At 44.9% G+C, this 22,481-nt stretch carries 22 protein-coding genes; 12 read left to right on the forward strand and 10 right to left on the reverse strand.

Translation table 11 applies throughout. From position 1 onward, the window contains the following. Positions 1 to 80 precede the first annotated feature (80 nt). The 3 genes from mtnC to CXF86_RS11575 all read left to right on the forward strand — a co-directional run bounded on the left by mtnC (position 81) and on the right by CXF86_RS11575 (position 1,689). Complete coding sequence (gene mtnC, locus CXF86_RS11565; protein WP_101091980.1) at positions 81 to 758, forward strand: acireductone synthase; 678 nt, start codon at positions 81 to 83, stop codon at positions 756 to 758. A gap of 162 nt (positions 759 to 920) precedes the next feature. Then, entirely contained in the window at positions 921 to 1,349 is a 429-nt protein-coding gene (locus tag CXF86_RS11570; RefSeq protein ID WP_102039049.1) for an acyl-CoA thioesterase, read from the forward strand. A 64-nt stretch (positions 1,350 to 1,413) separates the two neighbouring features. Continuing rightward, positions 1,414 to 1,689 (forward strand): GNAT family N-acetyltransferase, encoded by a 276-nt coding sequence (locus tag CXF86_RS11575; RefSeq protein WP_102039050.1) that lies wholly within the window; start codon positions 1,414 to 1,416, stop codon positions 1,687 to 1,689. A gap of 21 nt (positions 1,690 to 1,710) precedes the next feature. On the opposite strand, the gene CXF86_RS11580 is transcribed toward CXF86_RS11575, so the two are convergent. After that, positions 1,711 to 2,115, reverse strand: coding sequence for an acyl-CoA thioesterase (locus CXF86_RS11580; protein ID WP_101091983.1), 405 nt, complete (start codon positions 2,113 to 2,115; stop codon positions 1,711 to 1,713). A 212-nt stretch (positions 2,116 to 2,327) separates the two neighbouring features. Then, entirely contained in the window at positions 2,328 to 4,124 is a 1,797-nt protein-coding gene (locus CXF86_RS11585) for an AMP-dependent synthetase/ligase (RefSeq protein WP_101091984.1), read from the reverse strand. A gap of 561 nt (positions 4,125 to 4,685) precedes the next feature. On the opposite strand from CXF86_RS11585, the gene CXF86_RS11590 reads away from it, so the two are divergent. The 4 genes from CXF86_RS11590 to CXF86_RS11605 all read left to right on the forward strand — a co-directional run bounded on the left by CXF86_RS11590 (position 4,686) and on the right by CXF86_RS11605 (position 8,507). Further along, positions 4,686 to 6,257 (forward strand): alpha/beta hydrolase, encoded by a 1,572-nt coding sequence (locus CXF86_RS11590; protein ID WP_102039080.1) that lies wholly within the window; start codon positions 4,686 to 4,688, stop codon positions 6,255 to 6,257. Positions 6,258 to 6,267: 10 nt separating this feature from the next. After that, a complete protein-coding gene (locus CXF86_RS11595) occupies positions 6,268 to 7,002 on the forward strand; it encodes an ABC transporter ATP-binding protein (protein WP_101091985.1) in 735 nt (244 codons plus the stop codon). Positions 7,003 to 7,054: 52 nt separating this feature from the next. Beyond that, positions 7,055 to 8,191 (forward strand): ABC transporter permease, encoded by a 1,137-nt coding sequence (locus CXF86_RS11600; RefSeq protein ID WP_102039051.1) that lies wholly within the window; start codon positions 7,055 to 7,057, stop codon positions 8,189 to 8,191. 64 nt (positions 8,192 to 8,255) lie between these two features. Then, positions 8,256 to 8,507 (forward strand): superinfection immunity protein, encoded by a 252-nt coding sequence (locus CXF86_RS11605; protein ID WP_101091987.1) that lies wholly within the window; start codon positions 8,256 to 8,258, stop codon positions 8,505 to 8,507. 131 nt (positions 8,508 to 8,638) lie between these two features. Here the strand turns inward: CXF86_RS11605 and mog are convergent, their stop codons facing one another. Further along, positions 8,639 to 9,172: a molybdopterin adenylyltransferase gene (gene mog / locus CXF86_RS11610; RefSeq protein ID WP_101091988.1), complete on the reverse strand. Its 534-nt coding sequence runs from the start codon at positions 9,170 to 9,172 to the stop codon at positions 8,639 to 8,641. 157 nt (positions 9,173 to 9,329) lie between these two features. Beyond that, entirely contained in the window at positions 9,330 to 9,812 is a 483-nt protein-coding gene (locus CXF86_RS11615; protein WP_102039052.1) for an NlpC/P60 family protein, read from the reverse strand. Between the two features lie 216 nt (positions 9,813 to 10,028). Here CXF86_RS11615 and CXF86_RS22735 point away from each other — a divergent pair, with 216 nt between their 5' ends. After that, the gene (locus tag CXF86_RS22735) at positions 10,029 to 10,175 is read left to right on the forward strand and encodes a hypothetical protein (protein WP_157822927.1); all 147 of its coding nucleotides are present in this window, start codon (positions 10,029 to 10,031) and stop codon (positions 10,173 to 10,175) included. A gap of 183 nt (positions 10,176 to 10,358) precedes the next feature. Here CXF86_RS22735 and CXF86_RS11620 read toward each other — a convergent pair whose 3' ends face one another. The 5 genes from CXF86_RS11620 to CXF86_RS11640 all read right to left on the reverse strand — a co-directional run bounded on the left by CXF86_RS11620 (position 10,359) and on the right by CXF86_RS11640 (position 18,212). Then, positions 10,359 to 11,504, reverse strand: a complete 1,146-nt coding sequence (locus tag CXF86_RS11620) for an ABC transporter permease (RefSeq protein ID WP_102039053.1) — start codon at positions 11,502 to 11,504, stop codon at positions 10,359 to 10,361. Continuing rightward, positions 11,501 to 12,424 (reverse strand): ABC transporter ATP-binding protein, encoded by a 924-nt coding sequence (locus CXF86_RS11625; RefSeq protein WP_102039054.1) that lies wholly within the window; start codon positions 12,422 to 12,424, stop codon positions 11,501 to 11,503. Before CXF86_RS11625 ends, CXF86_RS11620 begins: the two co-directional genes overlap by 4 nt. Further along, positions 12,421 to 13,362 carry an HlyD family secretion protein gene (locus CXF86_RS11630; protein WP_102039055.1) on the reverse strand — a complete coding sequence of 314 codons (942 nt, stop codon included), beginning with the start codon at positions 13,360 to 13,362 and terminating at the stop codon, positions 12,421 to 12,423. Before CXF86_RS11630 ends, CXF86_RS11625 begins: the two co-directional genes overlap by 4 nt. A gap of 249 nt (positions 13,363 to 13,611) precedes the next feature. Continuing rightward, a complete protein-coding gene (locus CXF86_RS11635) occupies positions 13,612 to 15,459 on the reverse strand; it encodes a phytase (RefSeq protein WP_102039056.1) in 1,848 nt (615 codons plus the stop codon). Positions 15,460 to 15,473: 14 nt separating this feature from the next. Next, on the reverse strand, positions 15,474 to 18,212 hold the full coding sequence (locus tag CXF86_RS11640; protein ID WP_102039057.1) for a TonB-dependent receptor: 2,739 nt from the start codon (positions 18,210 to 18,212) through the stop codon (positions 15,474 to 15,476). Between the two features lie 400 nt (positions 18,213 to 18,612). On the opposite strand from CXF86_RS11640, the gene CXF86_RS11645 reads away from it, so the two are divergent. The 3 genes from CXF86_RS11645 (at position 18,613) to CXF86_RS11655 (ending at position 21,026) form a co-directional block, all read left to right on the forward strand. Then, positions 18,613 to 19,494: a diguanylate cyclase domain-containing protein gene (locus tag CXF86_RS11645; RefSeq protein ID WP_101091995.1), complete on the forward strand. Its 882-nt coding sequence runs from the start codon at positions 18,613 to 18,615 to the stop codon at positions 19,492 to 19,494. Then, positions 19,495 to 20,532 carry an AraC family transcriptional regulator gene (locus tag CXF86_RS11650; RefSeq protein ID WP_101091996.1) on the forward strand — a complete coding sequence of 346 codons (1,038 nt, stop codon included), beginning with the start codon at positions 19,495 to 19,497 and terminating at the stop codon, positions 20,530 to 20,532. A 140-nt stretch (positions 20,533 to 20,672) separates the two neighbouring features. Continuing rightward, positions 20,673 to 21,026 carry a YkgJ family cysteine cluster protein gene (locus CXF86_RS11655; protein WP_101091997.1) on the forward strand — a complete coding sequence of 118 codons (354 nt, stop codon included), beginning with the start codon at positions 20,673 to 20,675 and terminating at the stop codon, positions 21,024 to 21,026. Between the two features lie 178 nt (positions 21,027 to 21,204). On the opposite strand, the gene CXF86_RS11660 is transcribed toward CXF86_RS11655, so the two are convergent. Continuing rightward, on the reverse strand, positions 21,205 to 21,453 hold the full coding sequence (locus CXF86_RS11660) for a hypothetical protein (protein WP_145992383.1): 249 nt from the start codon (positions 21,451 to 21,453) through the stop codon (positions 21,205 to 21,207). Between the two features lie 245 nt (positions 21,454 to 21,698). Between CXF86_RS11660 and CXF86_RS11665 the strand changes: the two genes are divergently transcribed. Then, the gene (locus tag CXF86_RS11665) at positions 21,699 to 22,469 is read left to right on the forward strand and encodes an HpcH/HpaI aldolase family protein (protein WP_102039058.1); all 771 of its coding nucleotides are present in this window, start codon (positions 21,699 to 21,701) and stop codon (positions 22,467 to 22,469) included. Positions 22,470 to 22,481 lie beyond the last annotated feature (12 nt).

Here is a 22,481-nt window from a genome sequence, read left to right on the forward strand (position 1 = left end):
CAGACCATTTCAGCTTAGGATCTGAACAATAAACAAAGCTCAACTACAGTTAATAGCACATTGCGGAGTAACCAAACATCATGGGTATCAGAGCCATTGTCGTAGATACAGCCGGTACAACTACCGATCTTAACTTTATTGAGGATATCCTTTTTCCTTATTCAGCTAAGGCCTTACCCGCTTTTCTTGAAGAAAACCAACATAATGTGTTAGTTGAGAACTGCATTTGTGATGTGCAAGACATTGCGCTTGAGCCGGATGCAGATCTTGCTCGTGTGACTGAAATTTTGTTGCAGTGGATTAGCGAAGATCGCAAAGCGACGCCACTAAAAACTATTCAAGGCCTTATCTGGAAACAAGGTTACGCTAACGGTGAATTTAAAGGTCATATCTTTCCAGACTTTATCGAAGCACTTGATGGCTACAAGCAAAAAGGCTTACGCGTTTATAGCTTCTCATCAGGTTCTGTTGATGCGCAAAAACTGCTGTTTGGTAATAGCGATGCAGGCGACTTAACCGATAAATTCAATGGTCATTTCGATACCCGCACCGGCAACAAACGCTTTAAACAGGCTTATTGCAATATCCTTAACACTATCAGCCTTAGCCCGAAGCAGATCCTATTTGTTTCTGACGTGCTAGAAGAGTTAAAAGCCGCCAGTGAAGCAGGCTTGAACGTAGCACAAATGGTACGTGACGATAGCCAGCGCACCGGTGACTTTAAGCAGGTTAGCAGCTTTGCAGAGCTTGATATCTAACACGATATCGATGACTCGAAAAGGCATTCATTGAATGCCTTTTTTTGTGGCTAAAATTCGCTTTTCTAGTCCTTGTTGTCACTGAGGCATGCTGTTATGCTGACTATTAATCAAACAAGTGTTTGAATAACAATCAAGCTAGGCTAACGAAAAGAGATCATTATGGATAAGTTTCTCCAGCAATACCCAATCAATACCGCAATTAACGTCGCTTGGGGCGAAATGGATGCCTTGCAACACGTCAACAATGTGGTTTACTTTCGTTACTTCGAGACCGCAAGAATCGATTTTTTTAACCAAATAAACTTGCTCGAAGATCTACAAAAAACCTCTATCGGCCCAGTCATCAGCGAAAACCAAGCACGCTATAAGCGTCCAGTGACCTTTCCAGATACCTTGATTGTCGGCGTTAGCATAAGCGATATTAAAGATGACCGATTCATGATGCACTATCATGTTTTTAGCCAGGGCCAGCAAGCCATCACCACCATTGGTGCATCTCAAGTCGTCATGTTTAATTTTAAAACGGGCCAAAAGGCCACGCTTACACCACAACTGCTTGATGCACTAAAGACCTACCAACAAGCATAACGCTGCTATTGTAGTCGTTGATGACATCAGCCTTGCCTGTATGCTCGAACAAGAGGAATAAACGATGAGTGAACACGTTATTCACTTAGTTGATGAAAATCGATTTGTTGTCAACGTCAATAATACTCAAGCTGTGCTGTGCTATGAAGTGGTTAACGACCCTAACGTAATATCCGGCTCTGGACGGTGCAACTTCAGCAGTACCTTTGTGCCAAATGAACTACGAGGCAAAGGTCTAGCGGAAAAATTAGTGCGCCATGGCCTTAGCTGGGCCAAATCACAAGGTTTACAGGTTGAAGCGAGCTGCTGGTATGTACAGAAGTTTTTAACCTCAACATAGAGCAGCTCAAATAGCATAAGTTTAGCCGCCGGTTAGCTTAGCTAATTGCTCACGGAGACTATCACTTAAAGCCACGCTTTTTTCTGCTGTATAATCGTAATGTACTACCGATGTTTTCGCTTCGACTGTTTTGTTACCGTTTTGCCAGCAGCTTTGCGTTAACTCAAAACTGCTATTGCCAATGCGGTTCACCCAGGTTTTCACTGTAACATCGCTAGCGAAGTAGGTCGGAGCATTAAAATTCACCGTAAAACCCGCAATGATCAGGTTCCACTTCGACAAGTCTTGAGTCGGATTGAATATCTTGAATATCGGCTCACGTGCCGCTTCAAACCACACTGGGAACACCGTGTTGTTGATATGGCCTAAGGCATCCGTTTCGCAAAAGCGTGGCTGTATGGTGAGGCTAAATTCGCTTTGTTCCACTCTATCCCTTCCTTATATTTATTATTAATAGGCAACAGCTGCCATTCTACCGATAAAACAGCCAATACGGTAAAACCAGTATTTTTATATCGGTACCAATGCGGCAACAAGGGTAAACACTTGTCCCGTAGCCCGTTAATAACGGATTAAACAGATACAAAAAAGGATGCCTTAGCATCCTTTTTCGTTAGTAAATGAGCGCCAATGCCAGCTTAACGGCCGTACATCGCGTTAATTTCTGTTGAGTATTTCTGGTAAATCATCTTACGGCGTAACTTCATGGTGGGCGTGATTAGCCCCGCTTCCATTGAAAAAGCATCTGGCAGTAAGGTGAATTTTTTAATCTTCTCAAACCCTGCGAGTTCTGTCTGCAGAGTCTTTAGCCGCTCTTCAAAATGTTCCACCACATGTGAGTGGCGTAGCAGCTCCAGTGGCGACTCGTAATGTAATCCCTTCTCTTTTGCCCACACTTCAAGTGACTCAAAAGCAGGTACAATCAAGGCGGTCACATAGTTACGCGCATCAGCAACAATCGCAACTTGCTCGATGAACGGGCAGCATCCCACTTTACCTTCGACTCGCTGCGGTGCAATGTACTTACCGTTAGAGGTTTTCATTAGCTCTTTAATGCGGTCGGTAATAAACAGGTTACCTTGCGCATCAATATGGCCAGCATCACCCGTTTTAAGCCAGCCATCTTCAAAGGTATCAGCCGTTTCCTGTGGGCGATTATAGTAACCGCGCATCACGGTATCGCTGCGCACTAGAATTTCGTTATCTTTACCCAGCTTAATTTCGGTCTCTGGCAATACCTGACCATTAGAACCCGTGACACGATTACTTAGAGTATTACAGGTTACCGTCGCGGTGGTTTCCGTCATGCCATAACCACATAACACAGGCACGTTGATACTGTGGAAAAAGCTGGCGACCTTAGTATCTAGGGCTGCACCACCAACAGGCATAAATTTCAGACGCCCGCCCAGCACTTGCTGCAACTTGCTATAAACCAGCTTGTTGGCTAAGCGCCACTGTAAACTCAATGCAAAAGAGCCTTTAGCACGACCTTGGCCAACTTCAAATTGGCGCTCTCCCACCGACATTGCCCAAGCAAACATCTTCTGGCGTGTGTTAGGGGCTTTACTGACTTTATCTTGTACGGCGCTATACACTTTTTCAAGGAAGCGCGGCACCACACACAAAGTATGCGGACGCACTGCAGTAATAGCCTCTTTTGCCGCCATTGGATTCTGCAAATAAACATTGTGGCCACCGCGAGAAAGCACGTAAAAGGTCCAGCCACGTTCAAACACATGGCTTAGCGGTAAAAATGCCAGTGAAGTATCACCCGTTTCAAAATTCATTTTGTTATCGTGCTGACGTACTGTCGACGCTATATTACGGTGATCTAGCATCACCCCTTTAGGTTCACCCGTGGTGCCCGAGGTATAGATAAGCGTTAGCAAATCATCAAGATTGGTATCAGCGAGCCGCTTATCAAGTTCAGCATCAGCCGCGTTATCAACTTCACCTTGCAAGAGATCATCTAAATAGAAGTGGTTATGTAGATCGGTCAGTGGCACGCTTTTATCAAATACCACAATACGTGACACCGAATCACACTGCGTAATTAAGTCACATGCCATGGCATATTGCTCTGCGTCACCAGCAAAAATAAGCTTAGCTTGTGCATCGTTAATGATGTAAGCAGCTTGTTCCAAAGTACTGGTCGGGTAGATAGGCACAACTACCGCTTTAGCCTTTAATAATCCTAAATCAGCACATGTCCACTGCGGACAATTTTGCGAAAGGATCACTGCGCGGTCTTGTGACTGAATACCAAATTGGATTAACACCCGTGCTATTTTAGAGGTGATAACATCAAAGTCGCCCCAGCTAACTTGGTGCCAAGGCGCCGCCATTTCAAATCCTTCGAGTGCTATCGCATCGCCAAGCGCATGACTCTGTTGCTGTATGAGACGTATAACGTGAAATGATTCGAGTGACATAAAATAACTACCTTTTAGCTTACAAGTGTTCCGCTTTATACTCAGTTTACTCGAAGTTCTCCGAAAAACTAAGAGCTTTTGCTCTATTTATGTTAAGTCAAACACAAAAAAAGCCTGCTTAAGGTGATGAACAGCGGTCTATTAACAAGATTTATTTTTAGCTAAGCCGCTCAATCAAAAACAGAAACAATCAAATAACAAATGTGTATGCGACTGTACAAAAAGTCTGCACCAGTCATTCCTTTTCCATTTCAAAAAGAACCACCCACTTTTAGTGAGGCAATAACGTATCATTACCTCAGTAAAAATAGCCAATCACCAGTCAATTCAAGGCGCATTGTGGTAATAATGGTTGTTCCCTTATAAACAAGTGGATCCGCTCAGGCGCTCCCGTTGAGTGGGCTTAAAAGTGATTTAAACTACGTTAAAGACCTTGGCAATAGACCCGCTATTGCACTGCGCTCTAAGCCTCGCTTAAACCACTTTCAATTTCCTCTGAAATCAAGCATCTTGAAGTCGAGCGGGTATCGATCCGCTAAATTGCAAAAAGGAATCAGCATCATGCATCACGGAATGTATTCACCACTACGAGCAAGAGTGTGTCCCACTCTCACGCGCCGTAAAAAAGTCGCTCTAGCGGTGGTTATTTGGGCTGCAATACTGTTGCCTACAGTGCACGCACAGCCACTGACACTCAGTGTACCCAAGGCGGTAAATACCACAGATAACAGTTGCTATGTTGATGGCCTGTCAGAACAAATGAACTGTGGTTCAATCAGTGTGCCTGAGGATCATGACCAACCTGAAGGTAAGCACATTCAGGTGTACTACGTCGTCATGCCAGCGATTAAGAGCAGCGGTAAAAGTGAAGCACTACTGGCCATTGCGGGCGGCCCAGGTCAATCGGCGATTGAGAATGCTAAAGGCTTCGACCAGATGTTGACTAAGGTACGTCAAACCCACGATGTCATTTTGATCGACCAGCGTGGTACCGGCCAATCAAACCCGCTGCAATGTGTTGGTGATGGTTTTGCAAGCCCGCTTGCCATTAACGAAAGTGACTTTGATGCCCGTGAAGAATCTCAAAAGTGTTTAGATGAACTTGATGCCGATGTCACCCAATACGATAGTTTATCAGCACTTAGAGACTTTGAAGCTGTAAGGCAACACCTAGGCTACCAAAAATTGCACTTATACGGCGTATCCTACGGCACACGCATGGCGCAGCTGTATATGCGTCACTACCCTGAACATATAGCCACCGTCACCTTAGATGGTGTGGTACCAATGCAGCAAAGCGTATTAGCCATTGGCGATGCTATCGCCCGTGCTTTTGATCTGTTAATTCAAGATTGTAGCAATAACACCCTGTGCCACAACCAGTTTCCTCAGCTGGCAGCTGAACTCGATAAAATGGACTCTGAACTGGCACAAGCACCAAAAATCAGCATGATTGCCGATCCAAGAACGGGTGAAGCCACTCAACTCACAATGACCCGCAGTAAATTCAACGGTGCGCTGCGTATGGCACTGTACTCGCCGAGTGTTCGCGCACTGATCCCCCATGCTATTCACCAAGCGTCGCAAGGTGATTTTCAACCCATTACCGGACTTTATGCCATGTCGATGGACGGCGCGGGGATCGCTATGGGAATGCACGCATCTGTAGTCTGTGCCGAAGACTGGCAACGCTTAACACCCCAGCTACGCGCCAACATTTCTCAGCATTACTTCGGCCGAGAGATGCTAAAAACATTTGAGAAATCGTGTGCTGTGTGGAATATGCCTGCGGTTGATAGCAGCTTTAGCCAAGCCATTGCCAGTGATATTCCAACGCTGATTTTATCTGGCAAACTCGATCCAGCCACCCCACCCAGTTGGGGCGAGATGGCGATGGAAAAACTCACCAATGCCAAACACTTTGTTGCGCCTTATGCCACTCACGGTGTTGCTTACCAGTCTTGTGGTAACAACCTGATTGCCGAGCTAGTAGAAAAGGGGGCTGTAGCGGATATTGATGGTGAATGCTTAAACAAAGATATTAGCCGTAATTTCTACCTCAATGCCAGTACCGTTGAAGCCATACCCAGCGATACAGACACCAAACAAGCAGAAACAGCCCTGAATCAGTAAGGAAGCACTCATGATACAAGTAACAAATTTATCAAAACGCATCGGAGATGTGCAGGCGCTGGATAATTTAAGTTTTTCAGCACTCGATGGTCAAATTACCGGACTGCTAGGCCCTAATGGCGCAGGCAAAACAACCTGTTTACGTACCGTATTTGGTTTACTTAAGCCCGATAACGGTTTTGCTGAAATAGACGGGATTAACATTGCAAAATCCCCGGTTGCTGCAAAGCAACAATTAGGACTATTTCCCGACCCTTTTGGGCTTTACGAACGTTTAACGCCACGTGAATACATCAGTTACTTCGCCGAGCTCAATGGCCTCTCACGCAGTGATGCAAAACTCGCCACCAGCAGTGTAATTGAAAAGCTACACCTAGCCGATATTGCCGACAGACAATGTAAGGGCTTTTCCCAAGGCCAGAGAATGAAAACCGCGCTGGCGCAAGCCATTGTCCACCAGCCAACCAATATCGTGCTCGATGAACCGACGCGTGGCCTCGATGTTATGAGCACACGGGTATTACGTGACATATTGCGCGATCTTAAAAACCAAGGTCACTGTGTACTGTTTTCGAGCCATGTAATGCAAGAGGTTGCCGCGCTTTGCGATCAAGTGATTGTGATGGCCGAAGGTAGAGTGGTTGCGGTTGGCAGCCCAGATGCACTCTGCCAACAAACGGGCAAAAGCTCACTCGAGGATGCCTTTATTCAGCTTATCGGTACCGATGAAGGGATTGCAGCATGATGGATTTGACACTCAATGCCTCTACAAAAGACGGTAACAAAAGGATGTGGAAATGAGTAATAAAATAATCACCATGGTTCGCAAAGAACTTATTGATGCCGCTCGCGATAAACGCTCAGTGATGGCCGGGCTCTACTACGCCGTCGGTGCGCCACTGTTGATGTGCGGTATGTTTTTTATGTTGATAGGACAACTCACCAGCCCTGAAGATCTGAATATCAAGATTAACAATCCTCAAGGTGCACCGGATCTGATTAAATACCTTTCAAGCAAAGGTATTACCCAAGGAGATGCAGACAAAAATAAGGATATTTTGCTGGTGATTAGCGATGATTACGCTAGCAATATGGCCAAAGGGATCAGCGCCGACGTCACCTTGATTGCCGACGCCTCAAATGAAAAACTGCAAAAGTCGATTCGCCGTCTTGAAAAGAGCCTACAGCAGTACAGTTCTGAAATGGGTAGCTTACGTTTAATTGCCCGCGGCATCGACCCAAGAGTCATGCAACCTATCAAGCTCAATGTGGAAGACCAAGCCACCCCAGATTCAAAAGCAGGCATGATTTTAGGCTTAGCCACTATGACGATGATCTACGCCGTGTTTATCTCAGGAATGAATCTCGCTATTGATACCAGTGCCGGCGAGCGCGAACGTAATTCGCTCGCGCTACTGCTGAGTCATCCGGTGTCCACCGGGCAAATTGTGATCTCTAAAATCATCACCGTCACCCTATTTGGAATGATTGGTCTGCTATTAACCTTAATCGTGTCTAAATTTGCCTACAGCTTTGTGCCTTGGCAAGAGCTTGGGTTTAGCGTCAGCGTTAATAGCAGCTTTATCGGCATGATGATGCTCGTCGGTTTACCGGTGGCAATAATGGCAGCCTGCTTACAGCTGTTTGTGTCGTTTATGGCTAAGAGCTTTAAAGAAGCTCAGTCGTACCTCACCATTGTATTGATGTTACCTATGATGCTCGCGATGGCAGCCAGCTATGATATCGCGCCAGACACCCTACAATGGCTACCAGTATCGGGCCAACTGCAAGCGTTAATTGAGTTCATTAAAGGTCGTGAATTACCGGGAATGCAGTTAGCGACTGCATCATTGATCACCCTCGCCATCTCAGCACTATTAGCATTTGGTATGCAAAAATCACTTAAAAGCGAAAAGATTGTCTTTGGTTTGTAGCCTCAGATAAAAGGATGCCTCTTAAACATCATCATTTAAGAGGCTCATTATCAGGAGAGATAAAATGGAATTTATAGATAATATTTTAGCCAGTGACAATTATTTTTTTATGGCCATGCTAGCGGTCGTGGTATTAGTGCTGTGGTTTCTACCCGCTATGTTGGCGCTAATTTTTAACCGTAAGCATTTCAAGCTCATCTTAATCGCTTGTATTCCTGCTGGGTTTTCAATGATTGCATGGGGTGGCGTGATGGTGTGGGCAACGACCGGTAAAGCCGTCGATAAGTATGCTAAGCGTGACAAAAAACAAGTATAAAAAGTGTTGAAGCAACAGATTTTAAAAACAAATACCAAAACTACCCATCCATGGGTTTTGGCATAAGTGTTCCAGACACAAAAAAGCCCGAGTCATACTCGGGCCTTTGCATTCAATAAAGCGAGTAGGTACTACTTTGCTTTAGGTCTAAAAGGCTTAATAACCGCTTCGTCACACTCTAAAAACGGACCATCCATCAAATCAATACAGTATGGAATAGCAGGGAATACTGCATCCAAACACTCACGAATTGATTTTGGCTTGCCTGGCAAGTTAACAATCAATGAGTCACCACGAAGGCCCGCAGTTTGACGAGACAAAATGGCCGTAGCAACGAACTTTAAAGATTCGGCACGCATCAACTCACCAAAGCCAGGCATCATGCGATCACATACCGCTTCTGTCGCTTCAGGCGTCACGTCGCGCTTTGCTGGACCCGTGCCGCCAGTGGTGACAATCAAACTGCAGTTCTGCACATCTGCCATATCAATTAGCGTGGCTTCAATCACATCAGTTTCGTCTGGGATCACCTTATAAACAGGCTCCCAATCTGATGTAAGGTATTCGTTTAGCACTTCAATAATCGCCTTACCAGAAAGATCTTCGTAGACACCAGCGCTAGCACGGTCACTTACCGTAACAATACCAATTTTTGCTTTGCTCATTGTTTTATCCTTTCACTTTAATCTATTCCGAGATCACTCGCGGCTAACAGCCATCGAATGTCAAAACTGTTGATGCCGTATAAAGTAGCATAAAGTTAACTAGCTAGATTTGATAAATATCCAATATATGCGGTAAACCAACTAAAAAATACCAAGCCTAGAGTCTTCTTGCTAACCAGTACTTTTGCTTCCAATAGCTATTGTTCAAACTAGAGATCATCACACCTTGGCTCGTCGAAGCATGTAAGAACTGATGGTTACCAATGTAGATACCAACATGGCGAGTGCTCCAGCCCGTTTTAAAAAAAACTAAATCGCCCTCTCTAAGTTGACTTTTACTCACACTTTGGCCGATGCCCCTTTGTTCATCAGTGGTTCGGGGCAAGGTTATGCCAAATTTATCTTGAAATCCTAGCGCCACAAACCCAGAGCAATCAATGCCACGTTTACTCATACCACCGAAACGATAAGGCGTGCCTTTCCATTCGCTATACAATTGCATTAATTGGATTTTTACTGCGGTAGCATTATCTAACGTTACCGTTACTTTTGAATTGTTTGTGCTGCTTATGTCGCGACTAGGTGCGCCGGAACAGGCATTTAATAATAAAATAAAGACTAAAACAAAAAGAACTTTCATATAAATCCATAGGGTATATACCCGTTCTACTTCAACCTGCTCATTGCTGCATTTCTAGGTTATTTCAGTCTAAATATACCTTCGGCAGAACGGTAAGCTTACCCAGTATGAGTATTTTAAATTAGTAAATCTTAAATTAATTAGCAAGTAAGCTTTCAATGCCAAATATTTAAACTATATATAAAGGGAGCGCTAGTTAAATTAAAGGAAGTTGTAATGGAAAAATATGTCATTAATAAATATAAACAGGGTGAATTTGAACAGTCAAAAACAGCTAATGAGGAGTCAACACTGCTGGAAAGTCAGTCATACACTGAAGAACTGGAGGATGAAACACCGAGTTATATCCTTGGTTATAATTAATCCTATACCGCTTCAATTATTAACGATTGAAGCGGTATTAACATAGCTGCTTATTTAAACAATTACGCTGCAGCATACCCTTCATAGATTAAGTCATCCTTAAAATATTATCCGCATACCTAGATGGAAAAAACACTTAATGTTTATGTCATACTCATCAATATATATTAACGAGTAATGAAACTACTCCAGATTCTTTTTAAATCGAAGTGAAGCGATAATTAGCCCTATAACCGTAAAGATAGCTAACCAACTCACATCATAAGACATGTCAATAATGTCCACATCTCGTAATATTACCCCACGTACTAAGCGCATAAAATGCGTTGCTGGTAATGCCTCAGCAATATACTGCGCCTCAATTGGCATGCCTTCGTAAGGGAACATAAAGCCAGATAACAAAATAGAAGGTAATAATACAAATATGGTCATCTGCATTGATTGAAGCTGGTTCTTTGCTATCGTAGAAATGACTAACCCCAATGTTAAACTTGCCATAATAAACAAGAGTGTAGCGCCAAAAAGCTGCGCTAAGCTACCATTGATAGGCACATTAAACAGGCTGTAACCTATCCCTAAAATAATCGTAACTTGCAGCATTCCGATAAACATATAAGGGATGATTTTGCCTAGCATTAACTCCATTGAACGAATGGGAGTGGTAATGAGCATCTCTAAGTTGCCCCGTTCTCGTTCGCGCACGATTGCCGCAGAGGTAAACATTATCATGGTCATGGTTAGGATTACGCCGACCAAACCCGGAACAATATTAACCACGGTGCGCTGCTCTGGGTTATAAAACAGCGCCACCTCAAACGTCGGCGTTGAGCGATTACTCGGCAAGCGCAACAATTCAGTTAACGGCATATTGCGTAACCCTTTAATTGCCGCTGCGATCATCGTATCTGAGCCATCTACAATCCATTGTGCAACAGGGCGACTTGTCTCCTCATCAGTCGAGGGTGGACTCCCTAAGCCAACAGCCTGATGGCGTACCAACCGCTGAGCCACATCTTTGGGGATCACTAACACGGCTCTCACTTCTCCCCTAGCGATGGCGGCATTAGCAGATTCAATATCGTAGAAATGTTGGGTAAACTTCACCACTTGAGTCGCCCGCACAGTCTGTACCAACACTCGACTCAATGCTGTTTGGCTTTGATCGATGACACCAACGGGTATATCTCGAATATTGGTATTGATAGCAAAACCAAATAGCATTAATTGAATAAGCGGGATCATTATCACCATGCCAAAGGTCATTCTATCGCGCTTTAGCTGGATTAACTCTTTACTGACAATGGCTTGGATCCGATACAGTGCTTTCATTGTCTCCCCTTACCAGTACAGGTAACAAACACATCTTCCAGGCTTGGCCTCACGATATGTAACTGCTGTTTATCCAGTGATTCATGCTGTGCCAAAAATGCGATAGGATCAATGCAACGGTCGCTCACCAACACCCGTAAACGTGAACCTAATTGCGCAGCGGTGATCACCTCTGGTAACGCGGTGAGTTGCTGTTTAAGTTGACGCAAGTTATTGGATTCAACCTCAACGACATGTGCCCCCATGTCACGCATAAGTTCATCAGGAGAGCCGTCAGCACGCTTTATCCCCGTTTCCAATATTGCCAATTTGTGGCATCGTTCCGCTTCATCCATATAATGGGTCGAGACAATAATACTGGTGCCTTGATCACTTAAATCGAATAGCTTTTCCCAGAAGTCTCGTCGATTTTCAGGGTCAACGGCTGATGTTGGCTCATCTAGAAATAGTAATTCAGGTTTATGTATGGTTGCAGCTGCAAGCCCTAAGCGCTGCTTCTGGCCACCGCTCATGCTGCCTGCTAACTGACCCGCGCGTTGGTCGAGCCCATAGGTACTTAGCAACTCATTAATTCGAGAACGCTGATCATGGCGAGATAAACCATATATTTTGGCAATGAATTGCAGATTCTCTTTTACGGTTAAATCATCGTACAAAGAGAATTTCTGCGTCATATAACCCATTTTCAAACGCAACTTTTCAGCATCTCTAGGCAGTGTTAGCCCGAGTACCTCAACCTCTCCAGAAGTGGGTAACAAGAGTCCCGTCAGCATGCGAATTGCAGTAGTTTTCCCACATCCATTCGGGCCTAAAAAGCCATATATCTGCCCTCTTTCAACCTCAAAATTAAGGTTTTGAATTGCCTTTAAGCTACCAAAGTGACGACATAACTGCGTTGCCCGAATCACAGTGTCACTCATGGCAGCTCCACTTGTGCTGGCACTCCGCTGGGTAAAGAGGCGGCACTATCGGGTAGCTGTACCTCAGCAAGGTACATTAGCCTCGCTCGTTCCTCTTGGTTTAGCGCGTAATAGGGCGTAAATGCCGGTTCATTTGAGATCCAGCGAACGTGCCCCATGATAGGCTTATCGACTCCATCAACATGCACCAGCATATTATCGTTAATCTTCACTTTCACCCGGTAAGGCTCAGGTATATAAACCCTGGCAAAAGGTGCTTTGCCCGCAAGTAATATGGCGAGGGGGCTACCTTGCGTCACACGCTCACCCAAATTCCACGGTAAATTATCTAAAATGCCGTCTCGTGTCGCGCGAATCGTTAAATCTGCTAACTGCTTTTTCTCTCCTGCTAACACCGCGTTGGCGGCGTCGAGGTTAGCCTTGGCAAACCGAATGTCTTCTTCTCTGGTGCCGGAGGTTAATTCTCGTAATTGCTCTTGGGTATTTTCTAGATTAGCGATACCAGAATCGCGACTCGCAAGGGCGCGGTCAAGATTTGCCTTGCTGGCTAAGTTGTTTTTTACCATGGTCTGCATACGGCGGTAATTGGCTTCACTTTCGAGTAGCGTAGCCTTTGCGCCTGCAACATTCGCGCTGGCAGCGGCTATCTCCTCTTCACGGGCGCCTTTTCGTAATTTATCGTAGTTAGCAACCGCTTGATCAACATCAGCTAGCGCCTTTAACACTTGTGATTGTTGAAAGGTATCATCTAATTGAACTAGCACTTCGCCTTTGCTAACCATACTCCCTTGTGCGACAGGAAGGCTGACAACAACTTCATTAATGGTCGCGGTATGGGCGATCCGTTCTCGCTCTAAGCTCCCCAATGCGACATGTTTTGCGCCACTATCACAAGCTGTGAGAGTAAAGAATACGAATATAAAAATGAGTATGCGCACATTAACCGTCCTTATTGCATTGCACTTGCTAAAGCTCAAATTATCAAGGTATTAACGTATGCTTCAAAGCACTAATCTGCAAGTAAAAGTCGAATATACTCATCAAGTTTGTACCGTATCGTTAGTCGAGATTAAGGCTTTTAAATACAGAGAACATGAAAATTAAAAAAAATACTGAATCAATCTTCAATGCAGTATTTCCGTTTTGACGTTATGGATGAAGCGATGCTAGCTAATCATTGGACTTGCTTAGTCCTTAGCTCCTAACTGCAATTTTTGGCTAATCTCACTCCAAGGCACCCACTTAAAATTTTGATTCTGGTCCGGCATTCGATTACGGCCATCTTGCACCACCATCATGCCTTGTGACCAAACCCCACTCCCAACCGCACTTGAGGTCACATCGAGTCCATCAGTTTCGGCGCTGCCGTCATAACCCTTACTTGCATTAATGCCAATTCGAAAGCGATCAACATAGGCATAAGGTGCGGTGCTGTTGTACAGCAAATAGCTATCATTGCCTTGGCTAGATACCACTAAATAGCCCGTTTCACTGTCAGCTTGATAAAGTGATATTCCCTCGATATCGGCCACCAACGGCCCGCCCACTTTAATGATCATCTTGCCGCTTAAGTTTGCTGACTTATCATCAAGATTATAGGCCCATATACCCGCATTTTCTTCACCGAGGAATAACTGTTTGTTAGCATCATCGGCGACACAACCCTCCGGTTGGCTGGGGACACTGAACTGTCGTACTTGCGTCGCTTTAAGATGATTATCTTGCCATTTTAGTTCGATTTGACTGACTAACCCTGACTTCTCATTGGCAAAAACATATAGCTCATCTTCACTGGGTTGATACAAACACAGGCCATAAATATCGCTCAGCGTGGTCGCTTGTTCCGGTAGCTGCGTAAGCACACCATGCTCATCGACATTAAAGATACTCAAGCTATTGCGATCACGATTGCTGGCAACGGCGATATCGCGGTACTCGCCGCCCAATAACACCCTTTGCCTAATGTCGATATTGTTGACCCGCCCCGCACCAATGGCCTGCTGTTGCTCACCTTGCATAGAAAAGCTCAACAACCCCCAACGTTTATTAGTCCCCAGTACACGGCTTTTTTCTGGTGTGGTTGGGTGAATCCATATCGCGGGGTCGTCCATGGTATCGCCCGCTCTATCAGAAATATCACTTTCTACTGCAGTTGGGATCTCTTTTATCAGCTCGTTTGAGGCCAGCACGACTTTAGTCGGTGGCTGCCATGGCGCTTGATAGAACTGAGCGTCGTCGTCCGAATAAGCCCAAAGCTGCTTGTCAGTCACGTACAGACTTTCGAGTGTTTGCAGCCCTTTGAAAGGCGCTGCGACTTTATCGCCCTTAGCATCAAAAATATGCCCGCTTTCATCCATCATCATTATCTGGCCAGCGTTAATGACTAAACCAGATAAGTCGTTATCGGGCATAGAGATAGCAAGCGCAGATTCTGCCGCAACATGCGGCGCTGCCGGATAACGCCATAAACCTTGATGATTATCGAGTACATATAACTGCTCATTATCATCGACGGCGCATTTCAATGCGCCCATCGATACTGACAAATTACGTACTAATTGTGGTTGCCATTGTCCATCAGACGACAGTAACCACTGCTCCACATGCCCTGCATCATCCCCTAACCACGCATAGAGATTCTTATCCGCTTGGCGTGGTTGCAAGCATAGCCACTCGACTTGAAATGAGCGTTTTGGCAGCAGTGACAAACGTTGAGTATTGCTTAGGCTCAAATTAATCCCTTGCACTTGATCTATCTCAGTGTCGTAAGTGAGTGCGATATCTTTATGCACTGCCAAATATTCAAACTGACCCGGTACAATGACTTTTAATAGCTGCTTATCTTCAATTACTAACCCTAGGCGCTCACTGGCAAATAGTGCTCGCTGATCCCACATCGCCATCTCACTTGCCCCGATAGGTCCCTGTAAAGCCGTTCTGACTTGCTGCGCTACGGGATTGGCCATCGCGGTTCCGAGCTGACAACTAAAAAGAGTGGCTGCTACTGTCGTTATTATGTTTTTGGTGTTAATCATGTGAACCTCTAACCTTAAAAGTTGATGAACTGGATACCTAGCTGGAATGTACGGCCATACTCTTCGTATTGGGCGTTATAACGGCTCTCTCGGGTATAGGCATAGAAAGGTTCATCGGTAATGTTTATCGCTTTAAAATAGACAGTGATCTCTTCTGTGATAAAGCTTTTGGCAACAAAGTCCCATTGGGTATGTGCATCTTGGTAGATATCAAAATCGGCATCATCCAACTCTGTGACCTCAACCAAATATTCAGACTTATAGGCTGCAGAAAGGCGCACACTCACATAGGGATTTTCATACCCAAAAGACGCGTTTGCGGTAAGTTCTGACTGACTAGGCAATGGAATGTCGCGTCCCTGTTCACCATCATCTTGCCAACTGATATGCGCAGTTGAATCACTCAAGGTTAGATTGCTGGTAAAGATAAGGCCGCGCCAGCCTTCAGGCATAAACCCAAACTCCTGCACATAAGCCAGCTCTAGCCCTAAAATATCCGCTTCGTCACCATTAACAAAGGTCTCTGCTTTGTCAAAATTTTGGTATTTACCATAGCCAGCTAAATCTGCTTCATAGATAAAATTGGTAATATCTTTGTAAAAGCCACCAGCAGAGATAACCCCGAGGCCGCCCATGTAGTACTCAATACTGAAATCCCAGTTCATGGCTTCTAATGCTTCTAGATCCGGGTTACCAAAGCTCGCTTCTAACTCATCGTCATCTTGCTCAATTAAGTAACCGGGTGCCAATTGACCAAATGTGGGACGTACAATCGTGTTAGTCCATGATGCACGCACTACCGTTTTATCACTCCACTTATAGTTAAGGTGGAAGCCAGGTAGCCAATGCTGATAATCACGGTCGGTGTTATTGGCAAAGAAATCATCTTTACTTTCATCAAAGCCAGAGCCTTGCGACTGCACAGCTGTGTGTTCAAAGCGCACACCCGCTAGTAGGCGGAGACTATCGATATCAATATGGCCCATAAGGTAAGCAGCGGTAATATCTTCGTCGATATTAAAGTCATTAATCCGCGATTCAATCTCATCTTTTGCAACGGTATCATTCATGCTATTAACCAAATCCCAAATGGGATCAGCAGCAATAGAGGGCCCAAATCGACCGAGATTATAATTAGGTTCTGCAGCTGAAAACTGACTCATAGCCAACTGTTCATCGCTAATACCTTGCTCGTCGAAATCCTCATAGATCCAAATATCTTCACGGTTTTCTTTAGCACGAGCACTGTACTTTGCACCAAACTTTAGCGCTACCGGCCTTTCTGCCACCCGCCATGTTTTACTTAAATCAAACTTAGTTGATGTGATGGTATCGACGGTGTTGGATTCTGCTATTTCGACTTTATCTAACTGGTACTCATCAGCGCTGTAGAACCCTTCAGATGCTGAGATTATTGGAACTGTGGGATCTTGGTAAGCAACATCATCGAATTCGCCTTCAAAGTCAGCTCCCCCTATATAACGTGGCTTATCCGCTTGTGCTCGGCTCCAACTCGTCTGGTAGTTAAGTGTCCATGTGTCGAACCTAGACTCACCCCCAAGCACGATTGAAATGATCGACTGATCTTCTTCTCGTGATTTCAACGAACGGGTCGCTTCTGCAGTATTAGGACTGTCCGGTAAGGTGCCATCATCCCATTTTATCTCGTTAGCATTACGGGTTTCGGTATCGACAAAGCCACTATACAACGTGCGTAAAAACAGGTCATTGTCATCATTGGGTCTGAAATCAAGGTTAGCGCCAAGCCCAACTCGCTCGCGATTGATTTGATAATCTCGCTGCTCAACCTCTTCTAACACTGCTGGGTCATCAAAGCTCCAGTTGCCACCGGTTTCAACATTATCAGAGCCAAAGTCGCGGTTATACCAACTCGCAGCAATGGCAACGCCGAGGTTTTCTTGAAAAATGTCGCTATAACTGCCCGCAAGTTTAGGATTAACACTTTCGGTCATCTCATCAAAACTGCCTTCAGCACTCACATTAAAGTAGGTATCGTCACGGTCAAAAGCCGATAGGCTTTTCACTTCAATGGCACCACCGAGAGAGTCGGCGTCCATATCAGGCGTTAGGGTTTTAGTTACCTCAACAGATTGCAACAAGTCAGATGGCACCACATCCAGCGCCACCGCGCGGCGGTCACTGTCTGGTGATGGTAAGCGCGTGCCATTCATCGATACCGCATTATAATCTGGTGCCATTCCGCGGATGCGAACAAAGCGGCCTTCACCCTGATCGCGCTCAATAGAGACGCCAGGAACTCGCTGTAAAGCCTCGCTAATATTGGTGTCGGGAAAGTTACCCAGCGCATCCGCACTCAATACGCTGACTAAGTTGTCAGCCGCTCGCTGGCGGTTTAAAGACTTACTCAATGCACCTCGTTGACCAACAACTTGAATATGCTCTACCCCCTGACCTTTCAGCTCAATTTGCTTATTGATCAGGCTAACTTCACCCACTTGGATCTGCGACCGGTAAGTGGTTCCTCCCAAATACTCCACGACTAAAGTGTATTGTCCCTTGGGTACCTCTTGGAAAAAAAAGCGACCATCACGACTCGACTCCTGCTTGAGGTTTAGCTCTTCAATACTGATGAGCGCTCCCTCCAGTGGCATTTTTGTCGCTTCATCTGTAATCGCACCTTCGACTTTTCCAGCCCATGAGGTTGATGGAAAAGCTAAGCTGGCGGCAAAAAGTGCAAGGTAGAGCGGTGATAGCGAACCGAGCTGCTTCATGTGGTTAAATTCCTATTTTAGTTTGCGTTATATGGGTTATTTGCAGGCAAATCTAAAATAGACTGATGACAATTGCGTGACGTCGATATTTGAATAGGGCAAAAAGGAGGATTTTTGAACTACTTTACCGGCAACTGAGCTTATTTGACTGCTAATTACAGTCGCGAACCTCGAGTAGGAGGCAAGTAATAAAACAAGAACATTGTACTTAAACCGCTGTATCTAAATGAAATACATTCAAACTAGTACATCTACAGTTGCCTACGAGTAGTCGCCATATTAAAAAAGTTCCCCCAGTGCTGAACATCCATTGAGCCAATTTGACGACTAAAAGGATCATAAAGTCGTCATGAAATAGCAGTACGTTAAACGCAATACTCAGCTCACGAACATACACAGCATGCATAAATTTGTTACCTCAAAGTTTACTCTAGGCATCCTCTTGCTTAGCGGCATATTGCTCAGCCTCTGTCTGTTACAGGCCGATACCAAAGTTAGCGGTAGTATTGATTGGCTTGATGTCGCGACAGAGGGTGCTTTGCTGCTGCTTGGGTTAAGTTGGCTTGCACTAGTGTTGCAAGCTCGTCCGGGAGGCAAAGTCACTCAACTGCTAATCTTCGGTTTACTAGGTTATAGCTTGGGCTGTTATATGGATCTGCTCGATGAGTTTTTTATTAACCACAGTCTGCCCTTTTGGTTCGCCTTTCTTGAAAAGCTACCAACCCCTATCGGCTTGCTTACACTAACGGGTGGCTTATGGCTGTGGCGCGAAGAACAGATCACCATTAATGAGCAGCTACGCACTCGAGAGCAGTTTTTTCGTCAGCACAAACTCGTAGATAGGGTGACTAAGATCTATGATGCCCGCGCAATACGTCACCAAATAGTACTCAACCGCAATAACGCAATAAGCTTGATCATGATTGATATCGACAATTTTTCTGAGATTAATCAACGCGACGGCTTCCACCAAGGTGATAAGTTACTCGCCAATATTGCCCAAATGCTCACTTGCCAACTGCGCTCCCAAGACCTCGTCTGCCGATTTGCTGGCGACCGTTTCATTATTTTACTACCTCACTGTTCAGCATCCTTCTCACAAGCGATGGCAGCAGAGCTGCAACTAGCAATCGCTCGGTTTGGTTGCCAAGCCAGTAGTGCCTATGTTCACTATGATCCACACACAGAGTCAGCCGCTGCCGATGCAGAGAACTTGATCAGTCAGATAAATAGAGAGATGGAACGCGTCAAACAAGCAAGATCTTGGCCTAAGGCGGTCTAGATGCAGTCCATTGCCTACGCTCAAGACAAATGTATTGATAGCCAACTGCTGATCACCAGTATCGTGGCGATATTTGAATATCGACAGCTCGATGTAAACCGCTTGCTCAAAGGAACAGGTATTTTCAGGCAAGATTTACAACTCATCGACCACAAGATTAGCCCCTTGCAACTCATGAGCTTAATCGACAATGCACTCGCCCTATGGCCAGGCGATGACTTGGCATTTTTACTCGGGCAGCAATGGCTACCGGTGCAAAGCGGTTCACTCACCAATGGGCTTTTTTGCTGCGATGGCCTAGCGCAAATGCAGAACTTTTGGCATCAATATCATTGGGCTAGTCAACCATGGCTGCAAGGGTGGCATTGGCGCACTGAAAACTTACAACACCTGCTACTGCAATTGGATATTGGTGCTCAGCGGCAGCAGCGTTTTTTTATTGAATTGACGCTTTCAAGTTTAGTATCAACCTATAAAAAGCTGAGCCATAACACATGGCAAGGCCACTTTTCACTGCCTTATACAGCGCCTAAGTTATTAGATCAATACTACAAATATTTGGGTGAAGACTTGTCATTTAATCAACCTATCTGCGTGATTAGCTACGACCCAGACATACACCAACATCCATTCGAACTGGCAAACTCACAAGGGCTTAAACTCGCCCGCCAACAAGTTAAACAGCAGAAGCAAGCAGCCCATTATCGAATAGGACTTCCCGCAGCCATCCGTTTATTGCTCATAAGGCGAAAAACTCGATCATACACACTGCCACAGATAGCGGAACAATTAAGCCTCAGCCCAGCCACGTTAAAGCGCCGACTCAAAGCGTATGACATTCGTTTTCAACAACTGCAAGATCAGGCCAATATGCAACAAGCTATCTTCCTACTCGCAATTTCTGGTGAGAATAATTTAACCGTTGCCAAGCAACTACAATTTGCCGACGGCAATAACTTTAGACGTTCATTTAAACGCTGGACAGGGCAACTCCCCAGCCAGTTCAAGTATTGGCTAAGCCAAGTTAGCCAGCCTTAACAAATAGCGAAACTCACCTAAACCATTAAGACTTGATGCAGCACTTATTAGAGGGCGCTATGACGCGCTGCAAACTTAACCTTTTAGTGACTTAGGTATACGACTATAATAAGGGAGAAATGCACAACAGTTAGGCATGAATGAATAATAATCTAGAGATTGTCACCCGTCTGCGTGAGCGCATTCCAACGTTCGAATGTGTGCCAGGTTGTCACGATTGTTGTGGACCGGTAACGACGTCTTCGGAAGAGATGTCGTGTCTGCCAGTGAAAACAGATGCTGAACATGACGCCGCATTAGAAGAGTGGAACTGCGTACATTTGGGCCCTAAAGGTTGCAAAGTTTACAAGCAACGACCGTTGATCTGCAGAGTGTTTGGCACAACATCGAATATGCCCTGCCCGAATGGTCGTAAACCAGAAGAGATGCTTGATACTGAAACAGAGGCTCAGGTCCATCACTACATTGCGAATACACGCCAAGTATTGGTGTAAGTGATCGCGCCCGTTATTATACTCCTCCTTTCAATATTCGCTGCATTAGCGCTCTAACTCACCGATATATATCACAGAGTGTAGCGCTAAAGTCACTTAGCTGGGCAATAACGGGGATTAAAGCATAGTCGACACCAGACTAGACCAAATACCATCCCCCTCAATGATGGCTCACCCACTAAGATAAACCAATCGAAAAGCACAACTTCATTAACGAAAGATAACGTTCAACATCAAGTTGATGAGACATAAGATGAAAGTGAAAGCCCATCAGATCCACCTGCGGCTTACCCGCTAGTGTGGGTATATCTCTAATCATGGCAATAGCCGTATCAAGCTCGCAGGCATCAATACCAAAAGGGCTTGGCTTACCGCCCATTGTTAGCCGCGTTTCAGCGATCCCTTCCTTTCCTAATAAATAGCTCAATCAATAACCGCGACATAGAAACACTTAAAACAACAAGTGTAAATAATTATCACTACAGTTTAATGTTTTGATGGAAATAACTTACACCCAGACAAATAACCATGCAAAATACTGATTTACATAGATATAAAATGTAAAGAATCATAATAAAAAATCAAAAATCTAGTTCATATAAACAAATAACTTGACCCCCACCGCCAAATGAGAACAATTAGCGTCCTCATTTGTGTTTAAGGGGGAGTACAATGCCATTCTCCAATGCGCTGAAATCAAAGCTTGCGAAACAAGATATTATCTATGGGATCTTAAACTCAGTCCCCTCTCCTGTTATTTGTGAAATGTTTGCTTATGCGGGTTTTGATTTTGCGGTTATCGATACCGAACACGTACTTATTTCGGATGAGACACTGGCACATTGCATTCGTGCAGCAGACTGCTCTGGACTGACTCTTTTGGTGAGAGTTCCTGATGATGATCCACTAACTATCGCTAAAGTCTTAGATGCTGGCGCAGCGGGCATTGTGGTATCACGAGTGTCGAGCCTAGAGATGGCTAAAAATGCCATTAAAGCCAGTAAATACCCACCCATTGGCACACGTGGGATCACGGGTGGCCGTAATACGGGTTTCGGTACGCTAGCGTTACAAAACTATATCGACCAGGCCAACGATGAAACCTTAGTCTGCCTTATGATCGAAGACGCAGCCGGTATGGCATCACTACCTGAAATCGTAGCTTTAGATCATGTCGATATGATTCTGGAGGGCGCATTAGATCTGAGCCTATCGCTGGGCTATGGCACTCAAGTGAATCACCCCACCGTTCAAGCACAAATTCATAAAATGGCGCAAATTTGCCGTGACAATAATATCGCTTTCTGCGCAATTCCAAGAACACCTGAACAGCAAGTTAGCAGGCATCAAAAAGGCACTCAGGCATTTTTGCTAGGCGAAGATCGGGGAATGATTTTTAAACATTTTAAACAACAGCTCGAAGCACTTAAAAATACCAAATAAATCGTAGGGACA

It is taken from the genome of Shewanella sp. GutCb (assembly GCF_002836135.1).
Classification (GTDB): Bacteria; Pseudomonadota; Gammaproteobacteria; order Enterobacterales; family Shewanellaceae; genus Shewanella.